At 41.3% G+C, this 14,368-nt stretch carries 13 protein-coding genes, 1 pseudogene and 1 riboswitch; of the genes and pseudogenes, 7 read left to right on the top strand and 7 right to left on the bottom strand.

Annotated features, from left to right (window positions below):
- Positions 1-328: 328 nt before the first annotated feature.
- Complete coding sequence (locus tag M5V91_RS15525) at positions 329-463, bottom strand: hypothetical protein (protein ID WP_284521337.1); 135 nt, start codon at positions 461-463, stop codon at positions 329-331.
- A 117-nt stretch (positions 464-580) separates the two neighbouring features.
- Here M5V91_RS15525 and M5V91_RS15520 point away from each other — a divergent pair, with 117 nt between their 5' ends.
- Positions 581-766, top strand: coding sequence for a hypothetical protein (locus tag M5V91_RS15520; RefSeq protein ID WP_009331558.1), 186 nt, complete (start codon positions 581-583; stop codon positions 764-766).
- Positions 767-1,070: 304 nt separating this feature from the next.
- A complete protein-coding gene (yhbH, locus tag M5V91_RS15515) occupies positions 1,071-2,243 on the top strand; it encodes a sporulation protein YhbH (protein ID WP_019381365.1) in 1,173 nt (390 codons plus the stop codon).
- A 57-nt stretch (positions 2,244-2,300) separates the two neighbouring features.
- On the opposite strand, the gene M5V91_RS15510 is transcribed toward yhbH, so the two are convergent.
- Complete coding sequence (locus tag M5V91_RS15510; protein WP_019381366.1) at positions 2,301-2,915, bottom strand: general stress protein; 615 nt, start codon at positions 2,913-2,915, stop codon at positions 2,301-2,303.
- A gap of 203 nt (positions 2,916-3,118) precedes the next feature.
- Between M5V91_RS15510 and M5V91_RS15505 the strand changes: the two genes are divergently transcribed.
- Positions 3,119-3,757, top strand: coding sequence for an NUDIX hydrolase (locus tag M5V91_RS15505; protein WP_019381367.1), 639 nt, complete (start codon positions 3,119-3,121; stop codon positions 3,755-3,757).
- 74 nt (positions 3,758-3,831) lie between these two features.
- A riboswitch (SAM riboswitch) is annotated at positions 3,832-3,933 on the top strand.
- 112 nt (positions 3,934-4,045) lie between these two features.
- Positions 4,046-5,260: a homoserine dehydrogenase gene (locus M5V91_RS15500; RefSeq protein ID WP_009331550.1), complete on the top strand. Its 1,215-nt coding sequence runs from the start codon at positions 4,046-4,048 to the stop codon at positions 5,258-5,260.
- Positions 5,261-5,664: 404 nt separating this feature from the next.
- Here M5V91_RS15500 and M5V91_RS15495 read toward each other — a convergent pair whose 3' ends face one another.
- Positions 5,665-5,859, bottom strand: a complete 195-nt coding sequence (locus M5V91_RS15495) for a hypothetical protein (protein WP_009331548.1) — start codon at positions 5,857-5,859, stop codon at positions 5,665-5,667.
- 331 nt (positions 5,860-6,190) lie between these two features.
- On the opposite strand from M5V91_RS15495, the gene M5V91_RS15490 reads away from it, so the two are divergent.
- Positions 6,191-7,333: a cation:proton antiporter gene (locus M5V91_RS15490; protein ID WP_009331546.1), complete on the top strand. Its 1,143-nt coding sequence runs from the start codon at positions 6,191-6,193 to the stop codon at positions 7,331-7,333.
- Positions 7,334-7,410: 77 nt separating this feature from the next.
- Here M5V91_RS15490 and M5V91_RS15485 read toward each other — a convergent pair whose 3' ends face one another.
- Positions 7,411-8,016, bottom strand: a complete 606-nt coding sequence (locus M5V91_RS15485) for a DNA-3-methyladenine glycosylase (RefSeq protein ID WP_009331544.1) — start codon at positions 8,014-8,016, stop codon at positions 7,411-7,413.
- Between the two features lie 132 nt (positions 8,017-8,148).
- Between M5V91_RS15485 and proC the strand changes: the two genes are divergently transcribed.
- Both proC and M5V91_RS15475 read left to right on the top strand, forming a co-directional pair.
- The gene (gene proC, locus M5V91_RS15480) at positions 8,149-8,964 is read left to right on the top strand and encodes a pyrroline-5-carboxylate reductase (RefSeq protein ID WP_009331542.1); all 816 of its coding nucleotides are present in this window, start codon (positions 8,149-8,151) and stop codon (positions 8,962-8,964) included.
- Between the two features lie 219 nt (positions 8,965-9,183).
- A complete protein-coding gene (locus M5V91_RS15475) occupies positions 9,184-10,572 on the top strand; it encodes an L-cystine transporter (RefSeq protein ID WP_009331540.1) in 1,389 nt (462 codons plus the stop codon).
- A gap of 41 nt (positions 10,573-10,613) precedes the next feature.
- Here M5V91_RS15475 and M5V91_RS15470 read toward each other — a convergent pair whose 3' ends face one another.
- From M5V91_RS15470 to M5V91_RS15460, 3 genes and pseudogenes are all read right to left on the bottom strand, one after another.
- Positions 10,614-11,195 (bottom strand): YitT family protein, encoded by a 582-nt coding sequence (locus M5V91_RS15470; RefSeq protein ID WP_251175758.1) that lies wholly within the window; start codon positions 11,193-11,195, stop codon positions 10,614-10,616.
- A 218-nt stretch (positions 11,196-11,413) separates the two neighbouring features.
- A pseudogene (locus M5V91_RS15465) lies at positions 11,414-12,771 on the bottom strand (IS1182 family transposase).
- Positions 12,772-12,913: 142 nt separating this feature from the next.
- The gene (locus M5V91_RS15460; RefSeq protein ID WP_009331536.1) at positions 12,914-14,215 is read right to left on the bottom strand and encodes an NCS2 family permease; all 1,302 of its coding nucleotides are present in this window, start codon (positions 14,213-14,215) and stop codon (positions 12,914-12,916) included.
- Positions 14,216-14,368: the final 153 nt, after the last annotated feature.

Raw genomic sequence — 14,368 nt, 5'->3', positions numbered from 1 at the left:
AATAAGTTCAGGAGCAATCATGGCAGAAGAGAACGCGATAAAGAATAGGGAAGGCGTAATGACATGGGTTACAGCACAAAAATCAAATTGGGCAGCGCAAATCAGCTGGATATCGGCGTAATTATGATACTAGAGGCAATAAAGAATGAGGAAGGCGCAAATAACACGGGTTACAGCGCAAAAATCAAATGTATCAGCGCAAATAATTGAAGAAGCGTCGCAATCAAGAAAAAGTCAGAATCGGAAAGCAAACCGCAAAATGAATTAAAAATGATAGATTCCAGGAAAAATACCCCATATAAAAAAAGAGGCCCGAAAGCCCCTTCATCTATTTTTCTCTATATTTTGTGCAGCTTCTTTCTTTTTTCTGGCATTCAGGACAAATTGGCTTGTTTTCAAGATAAACTGTCCGATCATACAGTGATAATTCACCACACCAGCCGCAGCAAAGGATTTCGCTCATAAAAATCCCCCCTTTTAGTATAATCCTATTTTCGCTTGGCCATTTTTATGCAGCAGATTCTGCCTAAAAGTTTAGATATGCCCAATTGGGGGTATAAATACAGCAGAGGTGATATTCATGAAAAAGAAAGAATTAGATAAGAATTATACACCGAGAAACAGCTCAATGGCAGAAAATATTGAAGAAATGGAAAACCTGGGAAAGCAGATGGAAAATTTGCGGACCAATAAAGAATTAAAAGAGGATTATGATAAATATCCCGATCCCATTCAGCATAAAAACAAGGACAAGAACCTTCGCTAAAAGCGGAGGTTCATTTTTGTTTAATTAGGCAAATCCCCATATTAAAAAATGGGCTTGTCTAAAAGATGATGCGAATGTCTTATTGTCAAAATTATTTGTAAATTATTTTGTCTTCTCGCATATGATAGAGTAATAAACATTTCTTTGTATTGGTGCATTAATAATTAATTTGCTGCCAGGAAATGAGTCTATGAAAAGAAGGCAGACTGCTGAATTGGGGATGTTTCATCATTTTTTGACACTCGCGATATTGTATGTTGGAAAGCTGTAATGTGTGAAATTTAATTTAAAAGGAGGGGTTAACATGACGAATGTCAATAACCATCAGTTTGTGATTTCCCAAGAAGATTGGTCCCTCCATCGCAAAGGCTATGATGACCAGCAGCGTCATCAGGATAAAGTCCAGGAAGCAATCCGCAACAATTTGCCTGATTTAATAACGGAAGAAAACATTGTAATGTCGAATGGGCGGGAAGTAGTGAAGATTCCAATTCGCTCTTTGGATGAATACAAAATCCGTTATAACTATGATAAAAACAAACATGTCGGCCAAGGCGATGGAGATAGCCAGATTGGAGATGTAGTGGCACGTGACGGATCCGGCAGCCAGAAAGGACCCGGAAAAGGGCAAGGGGCAGGCGACCAGGCAGGCGAGGATTATTTTGAAGCAGAAGTATCATTGATGGAAATTGAAGAAGCTTTATTTAAACAATTGGAATTGCCTAATTTAAAAAGAAAAGAGCAGGATGAAAATCTGGTAGAGGACATTGAATTTAATGATATCAGAAAGACTGGATTAATGGGCAATATTGATAAGAAACGGACCATGATGTCGGCATTCAAGCGGAATGCAATGAATGGAAAGGCAGCTTTCCACCCAATTTATAAGGAAGATTTGAAGTTCAAGACCTGGAATGAAATTGTAAAGCCTGATTCAAAGGCTGTCGTGCTTGCAATGATGGATACGAGCGGATCGATGGGGATTTGGGAAAAGTATATGGCCAGAAGCTTTTTCTTCTGGATGACCCGGTTCCTGAGGACCAAATATGAGACAGTCGAGATAGAATTTATTGCCCATCATACTGAAGCAAAGGTGGTCTCAGAAGAGGACTTCTTCTCAAAAGGAGAAAGCGGGGGAACCATTTGTTCATCTGCCTACCGTAAAGCGCTTGAACTGATTGATGTCAAATACGACCCGCGCAAATATAACATTTACCCTTTCCACTTCTCAGACGGTGATAACCTGACCTCTGACAATGCCCGCTGTGTTAAGCTGGTGGAAGATCTTATGAAGGTGTCCAATATGTTCGGGTACGGTGAGGTCAACCAGTATAACCGCCACTCGACCTTGATGTCAGCCTATAAAAATATTAAAAATGAGGATTTCCGCTATTATATCCTTAAGCAAAAAGCAGATGTATTCCATGCGATGAAGAGTTTCTTCAAACAGGAGGAAGATAAGAAGAAGTATGCTTAAGAGAGGGGAACCTCTCTTTTTTATTCGGGAAAAAAGACCCCACACGGGGGCCCTTTGCTATTTGTGCCTTTCCTTTGTAAGCCGATTATCCCAGTTTAATTCAGCACTGGTTTTCACAACTTCAGACTTTGGTGAAACATGAACACGAGTAAATTCCTGATTATCGGCAGCACATGAGCTACCGGATTTATCTGCCAGTGTTTTGATATCTGTTTCATGGACAACTTCCCGTGCTGAAGCGCTTTCGAGGTACCCTTCTGAGTCTTCAGCACTGACCCTCTGATTGCCTTTCTGGGTAGTGGGATAGTTTCCGTAGTAATCCGCGATTAAGACATATTTTCCATCAAACACCATACTTGCGTATTTATCCAGGTCATGTTCATCAAACCGTATACCATCTTTTTTATCAGGATCCATTCCTGAACTTGTGGCTGGATCTTCTCCCATAAAAAGGGCTTTCACTGAATCAAGAAAGCGCTGATTGCCGAGCTCCTGGGATCCGACTATTCGTAAGTTCACTCCATGATTGTCTGCAAAGCTTTCAAGATTCGCTCCATCTTTTGAAACAATCACCAGGTTGTCTTTCTGATACCCGTTTGACTCTGCCCCTTCAATAGCTTCTCGTAGCTCTTCCTGTGTAGCATACCCGCCTATTAATATATTTTTCTTCATATTTTCACTCCTCATGTCATATTATATTTTCTATTTCCCCTGATTTGCAGGAGGAGAAACTTTCTTTTTCTTTTGAAGGGCGGACAGTTAGACTGTCCTGTATCATTACATGGTACAAGCCGTATGAATTAATAAAACACAGTAAATACAGTATGATAAAGATGTAGCCAATAAATTGGAATTTCTGCTGGAGGTGGGGGTATATGGAGATTGAAAAACTGGCTAAAAGGTTAAGTAACAGGACCCCAGTCATTTTAGGGAGTGAGCGATTTTCGAAATTCGCTATTTTGCTTCCGCTTGTTGAGATAAATAAGGAAACACATGTCCTTTTTGAGGTGCGTTCACTTACAATGAGAAGGCAGCCTGGGGAGGTCTGTTTCCCCGGGGGAAGAATAGATCCGGAAGACAGGGATGAGGAGCATACGGCTATCCGTGAGACCTCAGAGGAACTTGGTGTAAACGAAGACAGCATCACAGATGTGTCCCCGCTGGATTACATGATTTCCTTCGGACAAATTATTTACCCTTATGCAGGCATTATCCATAATCCTGACCAGATCGTGCCAAACCCTGACGAAGTAGAAGAAGTTTTTACCGTGCCTCTTTCCTTTCTAAAAAGAGTAAAGCCGGAAACGTATCACGTGAATTTTAAAGTAGAGCCCGAAGAAAATTTTCCTTTTGACTTGATTGCCGGAGGTGAAAATTACAATTGGCAGACAAGGAAAGTAGAAGAAGTATTTTACTTTTTTGAGGATAAGGTTATTTGGGGGCTCACTGCCAGAATTCTTAAGCATTTTCTTGAAATCATTATTGAAGATTTCGAGGAAAATGAAAGCGGTTGAAGAAAAAATTTCAAAAAAGGTTGACGAAGTCCTTATAAATGTTTATGATTCATATAAATTGAATACTTAGAAACTTCTTATCAAGAGAGGCGGAGGGACTGACCCTATGAAGCCTCGGCAACCAGCATTTATGCACGGTGCCAAATTCAGAGGAATACATTTTCCGAAGATAAGAAGGCGGAATGAACGGAATGTAAATTCAAACCCCTTCTTGTCTGTAATAGACGGAAGGGGTTTTTTGTTTTTATAGGTATCTGCTCTTTAAATATTAACCAGGGGGAATGAGAAATGTCAGCGTTAACGATCGGGCTATTGGGGTTTGGAACAGTTGGAAAAGGAGTGTATGAAACGATCAGCAAACATCAGGGAAGGCTTCAGGCGATATTCGGGAAAGAAGTGAAGGTCTCCGCCATCCTTGTCAAAAATGTGAGTAAGCATTCTGTGCCTGATGATGACGTGCTTTTAACTGATGATTTTCAAGAAATTATTGAGCTTCCCAAGCTTGATGTCGTAATTGATGCCATTGTTGGCAGGGAGCCAGGCTATACGTATTTGCGCCAGGCAATATTGAGAGGATGCCATGTCATTACTGCAAATAAGGAGATGTTTGCATTCCATGGAAGTGAGCTTGCGAGGCTCGCAAAAGAACATAATGTATCATTAGGATTTGAAGCAACAGTCGGAGGCGGAATCCCAATAATTCAGACTATCAAGCAGCTGCTGAATGCGAACAAGATTGAACGGATCGAAGGTATATTAAATGGCACGTCCAATTTCATTTTGACAAGTATGCGCGAAGAGAACTTATCATTTGAAGAAGCACTGAAAATAGCTCAGGAAAAAGGATATGCAGAAGCCGATCCCAAAAACGATATCGAGGGATATGACGCTTTTTTCAAAGCGGTTGTTCTGAGTGAGCTGGTGTTCGGGAAAGCACCGGCGCAGGAAACATCTGTTAGAGAAGGCATTACTGACATTACAATTGAACAAATCCGTATGGCTGACTCCCTGGGACTGAAATTTAAACATGTAGCATCGATTGAGAGGGAAAAAGATGCTATCCGCTGTACTGTAAAACCGGTCCTGACAGCGGAGGCACATCCCTTGTACAGAGTAGAAGGAGTGCAAAATGCAGTTTCAATTGATGCGGATATAGTCGGGAATATCAGCCTGCAGGGTCCTGGAGCCGGCATGTTTCCGACAGCCAGCGCAATTATTGAAGATTTGATTCATGTAGGCAGAACAGATATTCCTTCAGTCTTTGAGGAAGGCAAGTCGGAATGGACTGTTCTTGACGAGCCAGTTTGGATTATTTGGGGTGATGCTAATGCAGGATTGCCTGAGGGATGTGAAATAATCAGTAAAGTGTCAAAAGATGTCTTCATCTTTAAGGCATCATTGGAAGCTGTGTCATTATTAGATACATCAGATTTGAAGGCTTATCAGGTGCTTGGAGACTATGCTCCGGCTGTAAAGGAAAATAAACAGGTACAGACGGTATAACCTGAAAACATAATGAAAAAACAGGAGGGGCAAGCTTATGAGCTGCCCCTCCTGAAGTATGTTTAGAGATGGTGGATGTTATCGCAGTCTAACGGGCAGTAAGCCTCCTTCTTCAAGACTCAGAGGAATCGAAAGAGGATAAGTGGGAGTCCACTGCCCATAAAGGCCCGACCGCAGAACAAAGACTAAAAACGCCACGTCCTCCCAAAAGCTGCGCTTTCGGTCGTGCGATGTATCGCTGCCGTAGCTTTCCTTGTCCTATGGCAATGTCTTTGTAACATACTTCCGCCCAAAAGCTGTCGCATTTGCTCGTACGATGCTCATGCAGACGAAGCCTTCCTTGTCCTGTGGGCCTCAACTTATAATCAGTGGGGTATAAAGCCCCCGCTGATTGAAGTTTCACTTTATGCCTGCTGGTTTTTTAACAAAGGATTATTTAATCCAGAATAAAGGTCTTTTACATGGACCGTTACAATCTTAGCGCCAATCTGGACATGGACCATATTATCAAAAACAGCTGTTACCAGGCCGTTTAATGAAACATTAGCACCAATATTTAGATCTTTGTTGGGAGTTTTAACATTTTTTTTGTCTGCCATCGTAACACCATCCCATTCGGTTTTATTGAACTTATACATAGAATATTGCCTTTTTATAGTAAAATAAACGCTTTAATAAAAAAGTCCAGTAATATAGCTCGTTTTTTTATCGACAAATTTTATTGGTGCCAGGTACCTGTCGAATTTTCTTTATATAAATAATTAAGTATTCATTTCCGAAATTAAATACAGCCGAAAAAACAATCCTTGGAGGGAATGACACAATTTGTGCTATCCGATTTTGGATCTAATTGACAGGAGTGAAATTTAGACAAAGAGGGTATTAATAGTCCGTAAAAATACGGTTTCAGAAAAGGATGAATAACGGAATATGAATATGCCTCTTGCAATTGGGCTCATTTTTATTGCCCTTTATATAACTGCAATAATTGGGATTAAAATCTTAAGAATTCCCGATATCGTTATTTATATTATTTTAGGAGCTGGCATCGGTATTTTTGGATTTTACAAAGAGGCGAAAGTAATTGAAGCTGCAGGTGAAATTGGCTTAATTCTGCTATTCTTTCTGCTTGGCACAAAATTCTCTGTGCGAGAATTAAGGAATAACGGAAGGAAGGTCTGGAAATCCGGGCTATTGGATGTTTTTTTGGGAGTGGGAGTGACTGCGGGAATTGCCTATGCAGCAGGTCAAAATATGTTTGTCTCTTTATTGATAGGCGGAATCGTATATGCAACCAGTTCTTCAATTACTGTTAAGCTGCTGGAATCAAAGAATCGCCTTGAAGATAAAGACTCTGAATATATTCTATCTCTTCTGATTTTTGAAGACCTCGCTGCCCCGATTCTTGTGACCGTTCTGATTGGGCTGAGCGGTGGAAATAGTTTCTCCGCTGCAGACTTTCTGTTTATTTTTCTGAAGGTATCTCTCCTTGCTGGCGCTGCAGTTTGGATGAGCAGAATAGTTCTTCATAAAGCCCAGCATTGGATGAAGAAAGTTGCTCATGAAGATTCCTTTTTGATTCTTGTTCTTGGAGTTGCGATTACCTATGGAGGATTTGCAGTATTTCTGGGGCTATCAGAGGTTATTGGCGCATTTCTTGCCGGCATCATACTTGCCGGAACGGAGGTGAAAGAAAAAACAGAGGAAGTTGTACTTCCCGTCAGGAATCTGTTTCTCCCATTTTTCTTCTTGAATTTCGGGCTTTCGCTTGAGTTTAATGAAGAAATTCCTTCTCTGGATCTTCTGGTTATTATTGTTACCTGGTCCATCATTCACAAGCTTGCTGCAGGATATTTTGGAGGGCAATGGTATGGCCTATCGAAACAGGAAGCTCTAAAGGCGGGATTATCATTATCATCAAGGGGAGAATTCTCTGTAATTATTGCCGGATTGGCCACAGGAGGCCTTAAAGTATTTGCAGGGGCTTATATCCTGATTGCAGCTTTGGTCGGCATGCTGCTGTTTCAGTTATCATCCTGGATCCATTCACGGGTGCAGAAGAATTCCGGTTAATAGCATAAAAATTTCCGGAAAATCTCTTCTTTTGAAGAGTTTTTCCGGTTTGCTGTTTATTAATTTCTTCCTTCCTCTTACTTCCTGTTCCGTGAAACATAAGGATTTTCAGCAATCCAAAATCTCCAGGGATAATTCCGCGCATCACCGGAATTATCAATTCCGATTCGTTTTCCGCGTGTGACTTTCCCGGGAGGAATTCCTTTAGCAATCATAAGAGGAGGGCTTGTAAAACGCCGCCCATAATCATCTATTGTAATATTGAGAGCTTTGGTTAATTTACCAGGTCCATTAGTTAGGTTCTTAAGATCATCCATTTTTCGTCTTTTCTTCATTAAATCAAGGCCGTCTACAGGTTCAATTCCCCTGATCAATACAGCTTCAGGCTTTTCCTTTGGGCCGCTCACAACATTAACCAAACAATGGGTATGCATCACATACGTGTAGACAAATCCGGGTTCATTGAACATGATTTCGGTCCGCTTTGTTCTCCTGTTCCCAAAGCTGTGAGCTGCCCTGTCTTCCGGGCCCATATATGCTTCTGTCTCAACGATATAGCCTGAGGCGATGCCCTCTTCCGTTTCTTTGATCAATAAGCAGCCCAGCAGTGCTTCCGCCAATAGTAGTGTCGGCTGCTGAAAGAAGTCTTCTGGCAGTGGGGCATATGGTTTTATATCTTTCAAGATCAATCTCTCCAAACAGTATGTTATTAGTGTTGCAGCATCGTGTCTTATGTTTTTACCCTCTGCTATTTTTTCATAACCATACCTGCAGTATAATAGCAAAGGGAAATACTATACAGGATGTGGGCATTGATGAATAAAAATATCGGTTTTATCGGATGTGGAAAAATGGCTCAGGCCATAATTGGAGGAATACTCAAATCCAATCTGGTAAATCCAAGCCAGATTATTGCTTCAGCAAGAACGGAGAAGACGCTTGACGATGTAAAAAGCAGGTGGAATATACAAACACGCCTTTCCAATATTGGAGCAGCGGAAGAAGCGGATATAGTGTTTTTGGCTATTGAGCCTGATGCACATGGGGAAGTTATTGATGAGATTAAAGATAGCGTCCGTTCCGATGCCATCATTATAACCATTGCGGCCGGCATTAGTCTAACCTTTCTGGAACAGTCATTTGGCCGGAAAGTTAGAGCAATTCGAATCATGCCTAATACGCCATCATTAGTAGGAGAAGGAATGAGCGTCCTTTCAGCTAATGAATCAGTATCTCCAGATGATATGGAGGAAGTGGAAAAAATATTTTCATGCATTGGAAGAGCAGCTTTTATGGAAGAAAAGATGATGGATGCGATTCCTGCTATAAGCGGTTCTTCTCCAGCTTACGTCTATATGTTCATTGAAGCATTGGCAGATGGCGGTGTAAAAGCAGGATTGCCCCGTGAACAGTCTTATCAGCTCGCAGCACAGGCTGTTTTGGGGGCTGCCAAGATGGTGCTGGAAACAGGTCTGCATCCAGCGGAATTAAAGGATGAGGTCTGTACTCCAGGTGGGGCAACGATTGAAGCAGTTGCCGAGCTGGAGAGAAAAGGGTTCCGTGCAGCGGTAATGAGTGCAATGGATCAATGTTTTGAAAAAACAAAGGCTCTTTCAGGGAAAAACAATTAAACAAGATTTATTAACCTAAACCCGGCAGTTATACAACTGCCGGGTTATCTAATGGTTCGTGAAATTTAGGCGCAAATCAAAAGGAAAAATACTGAACATTTCATGGCAGAATGGAATATATAATAAGAAAATTTAAATTTTAATTCCGACTTGACTCATAGGAATACATGTATTATAGTAAGTCATTATGAGAACATCTTTTGGGGAGGATTCAGTCCGATGAGTACAGGACTATTAGTTTTAAATATTGCCATTATGCTTCTGCTTGTAGGCGTATTATTCTTTATGCAAAAAAAGCATATTTCATTCTCAAAGCGTGTGTTTACAGCGCTTGGATTAGGGATTTTGTTTGGTTTCGCCCTTCAGCTGATTTACGGACCGGGTGCTGAGATCATTGCCAAATCTGCAGACTGGTTCAATTTAATAGGCGGGGGTTATGTCAAATTCCTGCAAATGATCGTAATGCCATTAGTCTTCATTTCCATTTTAGGAGCTTTTACTAAGCTTAAATTAACAAATAATATAGGGAAAATCAGTGTGCTTATCCTTGGTCTGCTTGTAGGTACAACTGCAGTTGCTGCCGCTATAGGGATTGCAACAGCTGTCGGTTTCGACTTGGAGGCAGTCCAAATCAGCGGAGGCGATGCAGAGACAGCCCGCGGCGAACAGCTGGAAGAAACCTATCAGGGTATTGAAGGAAGAACATTCCCACAGCAGATGCTTGATCTTCTTCCGGCAAACCCATTTCTTGATTTTACAGGAGCAAGACCTACATCCACCATTTCAGTTGTAATATTTGCAGCCTTTTTAGGAATTGCATACCTGGGTGTCAGACGGAAATCACCCGAGCAGGCTGAGCTTTTCGCAAAAATTGTGGATGCGTTCTATGCAATTATTATGCGTGTTGTAACATTAATTCTGCGCTTGACTCCGTACGGAGTGTTGGCCATCATGACGAAAACAGTGGCCATGAGTGATTTCGACTCCATTTTAAACTTAGGGAAATTTGTTATAGCTTCTTATGTGGCCCTTGCCATTATGTTCCTGATTCACCTGCTGCTTTTAACATTGAGCGGTTTAAATCCAATTACCTATATGAAAAAAGCATTTCCTGTATTAACATTTGCCTTTACATCTAGAACAAGTGCCGGTGCATTGCCATTGAACATTAAAACACAAAAGTCACTGGGTGTTCCTGAAGGAATTGCCAACTTTGCAGGGTCATTTGGTCTTTCCATCGGCCAAAATGGATGTGCTGGAATCTATCCGGCAATGCTGGCGGTAATGATTGCTCCGACTGTGGGCATTAACCCGCTGTCACCAGGATTTATTTTTACCGTCATTCTCATTGTAGCGATCAGCTCCTTTGGTGTGGCAGGGGTCGGCGGCGGTGCGACGTTCGCAGCGATCCTGGTATTATCTGCCCTTGACCTGCCAGTTGCACTGGCCGGCTTGCTGATCTCAATTGAACCGCTGATAGACATGGGACGCACAGCTGTTAACGTCAGCGGATCCATGACCTCCGGCATCTTAACGAGCCGTATCACCGGTGAAATTGATGGAAATCTTTATAGCGACATGAATGAAAAAATAGAAGCAGAAGCATAAGCATAAGAAAAGCGACAGGTGCCGGGCACCTGCCGCTTTTTTCATTTAACGATATTCTGCTCTTTTCTTATAACTGTTAACGATGTCATGGTGCCTACAAATATGATGGTTAAAAACGAGTACAGGAATTTTTCAATACCGACAATTTTTAAACCGCTTAAAATGACCAATCCATCAATTGCAAATATCAAAGCGCCGATATTAATAGGGAGGAGCTTTGTCATCAGCTGTGCCAGCAGGTCTGTCCCCCCTGTGCTGGTTTCATAGCGGAGCATAAGGCCTATCCCAAAACCAACCAGGCAGCCGCCTAAAATCGAGCTGGGCAATATGGAAAGATTAAAATGTCCTCGCATAGCAGAAAGCAAATCAATAATGAAGGATGAAATCAGGAGGCCGTGCAGACTATAGAAAAAATATTTCTTCTCATAAAACCAGGCAAGTACATATAATGGAATGCTTAAGACAATCATACTTAATCCAGTGGGAAGCTCGTAATAATAATGGAGGATCAGCCCTATGCCAATAATGCCCCCATCAAGCAAATGGTGGGGGACAAGGAAGCCGTTAATGCCTATGCCTAATAATAAACTTCCTATTAAAGTTGCAAACAGCTTTTCATACATAAGCTATCACCCTAACTTGTCCAATTGTATACTTATAGAATATGAATGGTCAGGTATTAAATAGAAGCGGTAAAAAACAAAAAAGCTTGTCCGATTTGGACAAGCTTCAGTTTGTAGACAAAAAGAGTTCGGAATAGTCTCATTCCGAACTCTTTTTTTGATTTTTTGTAGGACTTCAAGTAGTTACAGAGAATTGCAGACCTCTCCGAGGTTATCATTTAGGCCATTTCTGGACCTTGCCAAGTCCAGTTGGCCATTTTCTTCAAATTCATGGCAGCGAAAGTAAGCATCGCCTGCATCGACATTTTTTAAGTCCCCTGAGGGTTGTCCAACGCATGCCATGCTTTTCTTTTGCATCTGCGAATACTCGTTCAATTGTTTCTTTGCGTTTTTCATAGATCGGTTTGACGTCTTGATGGTGGCGAAGATGATCTGCTTCTTCCACATGTTACTCCCACACATGACGTTGAATCAGTTTTTGATGTGCTTGACTCTGTGTGCATTGAGACAAGAAAGGGCATCCAGCACAAATTCGAGGATCTGATTTATATTGACGATAGCCTTCCTTTGTAGTTGTAGTATATTTTAATATCTCACCAGTTGGGCAAATGTAACAGTCAAAATGCTCATCATAAACATACTCATGTTTTCTGAAGAAACCCTCTTTTGTGCGAGGTCGTGTGTAAGGTAAAGCAGGTGTGATGTCGTTTTTCAATAAGTAGCTCGTGATAGCAGGTGTTTTATAGGCTGCGTCTGCCGCAACAGCTTTTGGTTTACTAACTTTCTCAATGACTTGTTCTACCAATGGCTCTAAAATATGACTATCATGCGTGTTACCAGGGGTTACAATTGCGCCTAACACGAAGCCGTTGCGGTCTGCAGCCGCATGGAAAGAATAAGCGAACTGTTTTGTACGCTCATCTTTTACATAGTAGCCACTCTCTGGATCTGTTGTACTTTCCTTGATTTCTTTGTATTCTTCTTTATCAAACTTATCAGGTGGAAACGGCTTTTTTCCATGATCCTCGCGGTCTTGGTTAATCTCCTCTTGAAGGCGTTCTTGATAAGCACGGGTTTCTTTTCGAACAACTTTCTTTTCAAATTTGCGTTTATTTGCACTCGCTTTTACATGAGTAGAATCTACAAAAACGTGTTCAGCACTAATTAAATTCTTTTCAGCTGCGGTTTTTAAGATTCGGTAAAATATTTGTTCAAAGAGATCGGTGTCTTTAAATCGGCGCTCATAATTTTTACCGAAAGTTGAGAAGTGAGGAACTTTATCGTGAAAGCCATATCCTAAAAACCATCGATAAGCCATATTCGTTTTCAATTCTTCAATTGTTTGACGCATGGAGCGAATACCGAAGGTATATTGAATAAATGTGAGTTTAATTAATATTACAGGGTCAATACTTGGGCGGCCTTTTTCTGAATACTTATCTTTTACCAAGTCATAGATGAATGAGAAATTAATCGCCGCTTCAATTTTGCGGACCAAATGGTCCGCCGGTACAAGTTCGTCTAAAGCAACCATTTCAATTTGATCCCGTTGAATTGGATTATGTTTTGAAAGCATTTAAATCACCTCAAGCATTGTATTACTTCTATTTTAAAATAAAAAAGACTGCAGACAAGCACGATTTTCATCGAGTTTGTCGACAGTCTGAAGCTTGTCCGATTTGGACAAGCTTTTTTATAAGGCGCTTCCGCTTTTCTTTTTAGTGCGGCAGGAAAGCAAGCTGATAAAAGAATAGCACTGCAAATAAATAAACCAGCGGATGAACTTCTCTCCATTTGCCTTTTACCACTTTCATAAGCGGATAAGCGATGAATCCAAGCGCAATTCCTGTTGCAATGCTGGATGTCAGCGGCATGCTTAAGATAATCAGGAATGCAGGGAATGCTTCATCAAGTTCATTCCACTTAATATGTGAAATGCTGCCCATCATCAGGCTTCCAACGATGATCAGGGCTGGTGCAGTAATAGCGGCAAGACCTGACACCGCACTGACAAGCGGTCCGAAGAAAGCTGATAGCAGGAACAAACCTGCAACAGTCAAGGTTGTTAATCCTGTTCTTCCGCCGGCTGACACACCTGTGGAAGATTCAATATAAGCTGAAGTCGGGCTTGTACCAAACATGGCGCCGATTGAAGTAGCAATGGAATCTGACAAAAGCGCCTCACGAGCTCTAGGCATCGTTTTGCCTTTCATTAATCCCGCCTGCTGGGCAACGCCGATCATCGTTCCAGTCGTATCAAAAATCGTTACAAGCAGAAAGGAGAAAACTACTGCGTATAAACTATGCTGGATAATATCTCCAATTGCTTCGAATGGATTTAAAATGATGATTCCATCCGGAAGCGAAGGCAGTGAAACAAATCCTTGGTCAAAAGAGAGCTGGCCGGTAAAGAAGGCTATCAGAGCTGTGAGAATCATTCCGAAAAATAAAGCCCCATTAATCCCGAGAGTCATGAGGATTAAAGTCACAGCAAGGCCGACCAGAGCAAGAATGGATTGGGGAGAATGCAAATCCCCTAGTGCAACAAGATTTGTTGGGTGGCTTGTAATCAGCCCTGTTAGCCGCAAGCCGATAAATGCAATAAATAAGCCGATTCCGGCAGTAATTCCGTGCTTTAAATTATCTGGTATCGCAATGATCAGTTTTTCCCGGAAAGGGGTAAGCGACAATATAATGAAAATAATCCCTGCAATAAATACTGCTGAGAATGCTGTCATGTAATCAATATTTCCATGTGTGCCGACTACGGAGTAGGCAAAATAGGCGTTCAGGCCCATTCCAGGTGCGATGGCAATCGGATAATTGGCGAACAGTGCCATCCAAAGAGTACCTGCAACGGTTGCGATAATGGTTGCAGAAAAGACTTGCTCAAAAGGTACACCTGCATCAGATAATATGACAGGATTAACGACCACAATATACACCATAGTCAGGAAAGTGGTGATGCCTGCCAGAATTTCGGTCTTTACGTTTGTTTGATTTTCTTTCAGTTTGAACATATAAAGTCCCCCATAAACTAAAACTTCTTTCAGGTTGTATGTGTTATCAATAAATACGAACGTTTAGAAAGCACAAATAATATAATATTCGTTTTTGGTTTAGATTTCAAGACCTTAATTTTATTATTCTATATATTGGCGGTTTCATCCTTA

The organism is Cytobacillus pseudoceanisediminis (assembly GCF_023516215.1).
In the GTDB taxonomy this organism is placed as follows: domain Bacteria; phylum Bacillota; class Bacilli; order Bacillales; family Cytobacillaceae; genus Cytobacillus; species Cytobacillus pseudoceanisediminis.
This window is presented reverse-complemented; position numbering and strand designations above follow the sequence as displayed.

Bases quoted from the DNA above. Each gene is read 5' to 3' on its own strand.
- M5V91_RS15520 (WP_009331558.1), top strand. From the start codon at position 581: ATGAAAAAGAAAGAATTAGATAAGAATTATACACCGAGAAACAGCTCA.
- M5V91_RS15495 (WP_009331548.1), bottom strand. From the start codon at position 5,859: ATGGCAGACAAAAAAAATGTTAAAACTCCCAACAAAGATCTAAATATT.
- M5V91_RS15490 (WP_009331546.1), top strand. From the start codon at position 6,191: ATGAATATGCCTCTTGCAATTGGGCTCATTTTTATTGCCCTTTATATA.
- yhbH (WP_019381365.1), top strand. From the start codon at position 1,071: ATGACGAATGTCAATAACCATCAGTTTGTGATTTCCCAAGAAGATTGG.
- M5V91_RS15500 (WP_009331550.1), top strand. From the start codon at position 4,046: ATGTCAGCGTTAACGATCGGGCTATTGGGGTTTGGAACAGTTGGAAAA.
- M5V91_RS15460 (WP_009331536.1), bottom strand. From the start codon at position 14,215: ATGTTCAAACTGAAAGAAAATCAAACAAACGTAAAGACCGAAATTCTG.
- proC (WP_009331542.1), top strand. From the start codon at position 8,149: ATGAATAAAAATATCGGTTTTATCGGATGTGGAAAAATGGCTCAGGCC.
- M5V91_RS15525 (WP_284521337.1), bottom strand. From the start codon at position 463: ATGAGCGAAATCCTTTGCTGCGGCTGGTGTGGTGAATTATCACTGTAT.
- M5V91_RS15470 (WP_251175758.1), bottom strand. From the start codon at position 11,195: ATGTATGAAAAGCTGTTTGCAACTTTAATAGGAAGTTTATTATTAGGC.
- M5V91_RS15475 (WP_009331540.1), top strand. From the start codon at position 9,184: ATGAGTACAGGACTATTAGTTTTAAATATTGCCATTATGCTTCTGCTT.
- M5V91_RS15505 (WP_019381367.1), top strand. From the start codon at position 3,119: ATGGAGATTGAAAAACTGGCTAAAAGGTTAAGTAACAGGACCCCAGTC.
- M5V91_RS15510 (WP_019381366.1), bottom strand. From the start codon at position 2,915: ATGAAGAAAAATATATTAATAGGCGGGTATGCTACACAGGAAGAGCTA.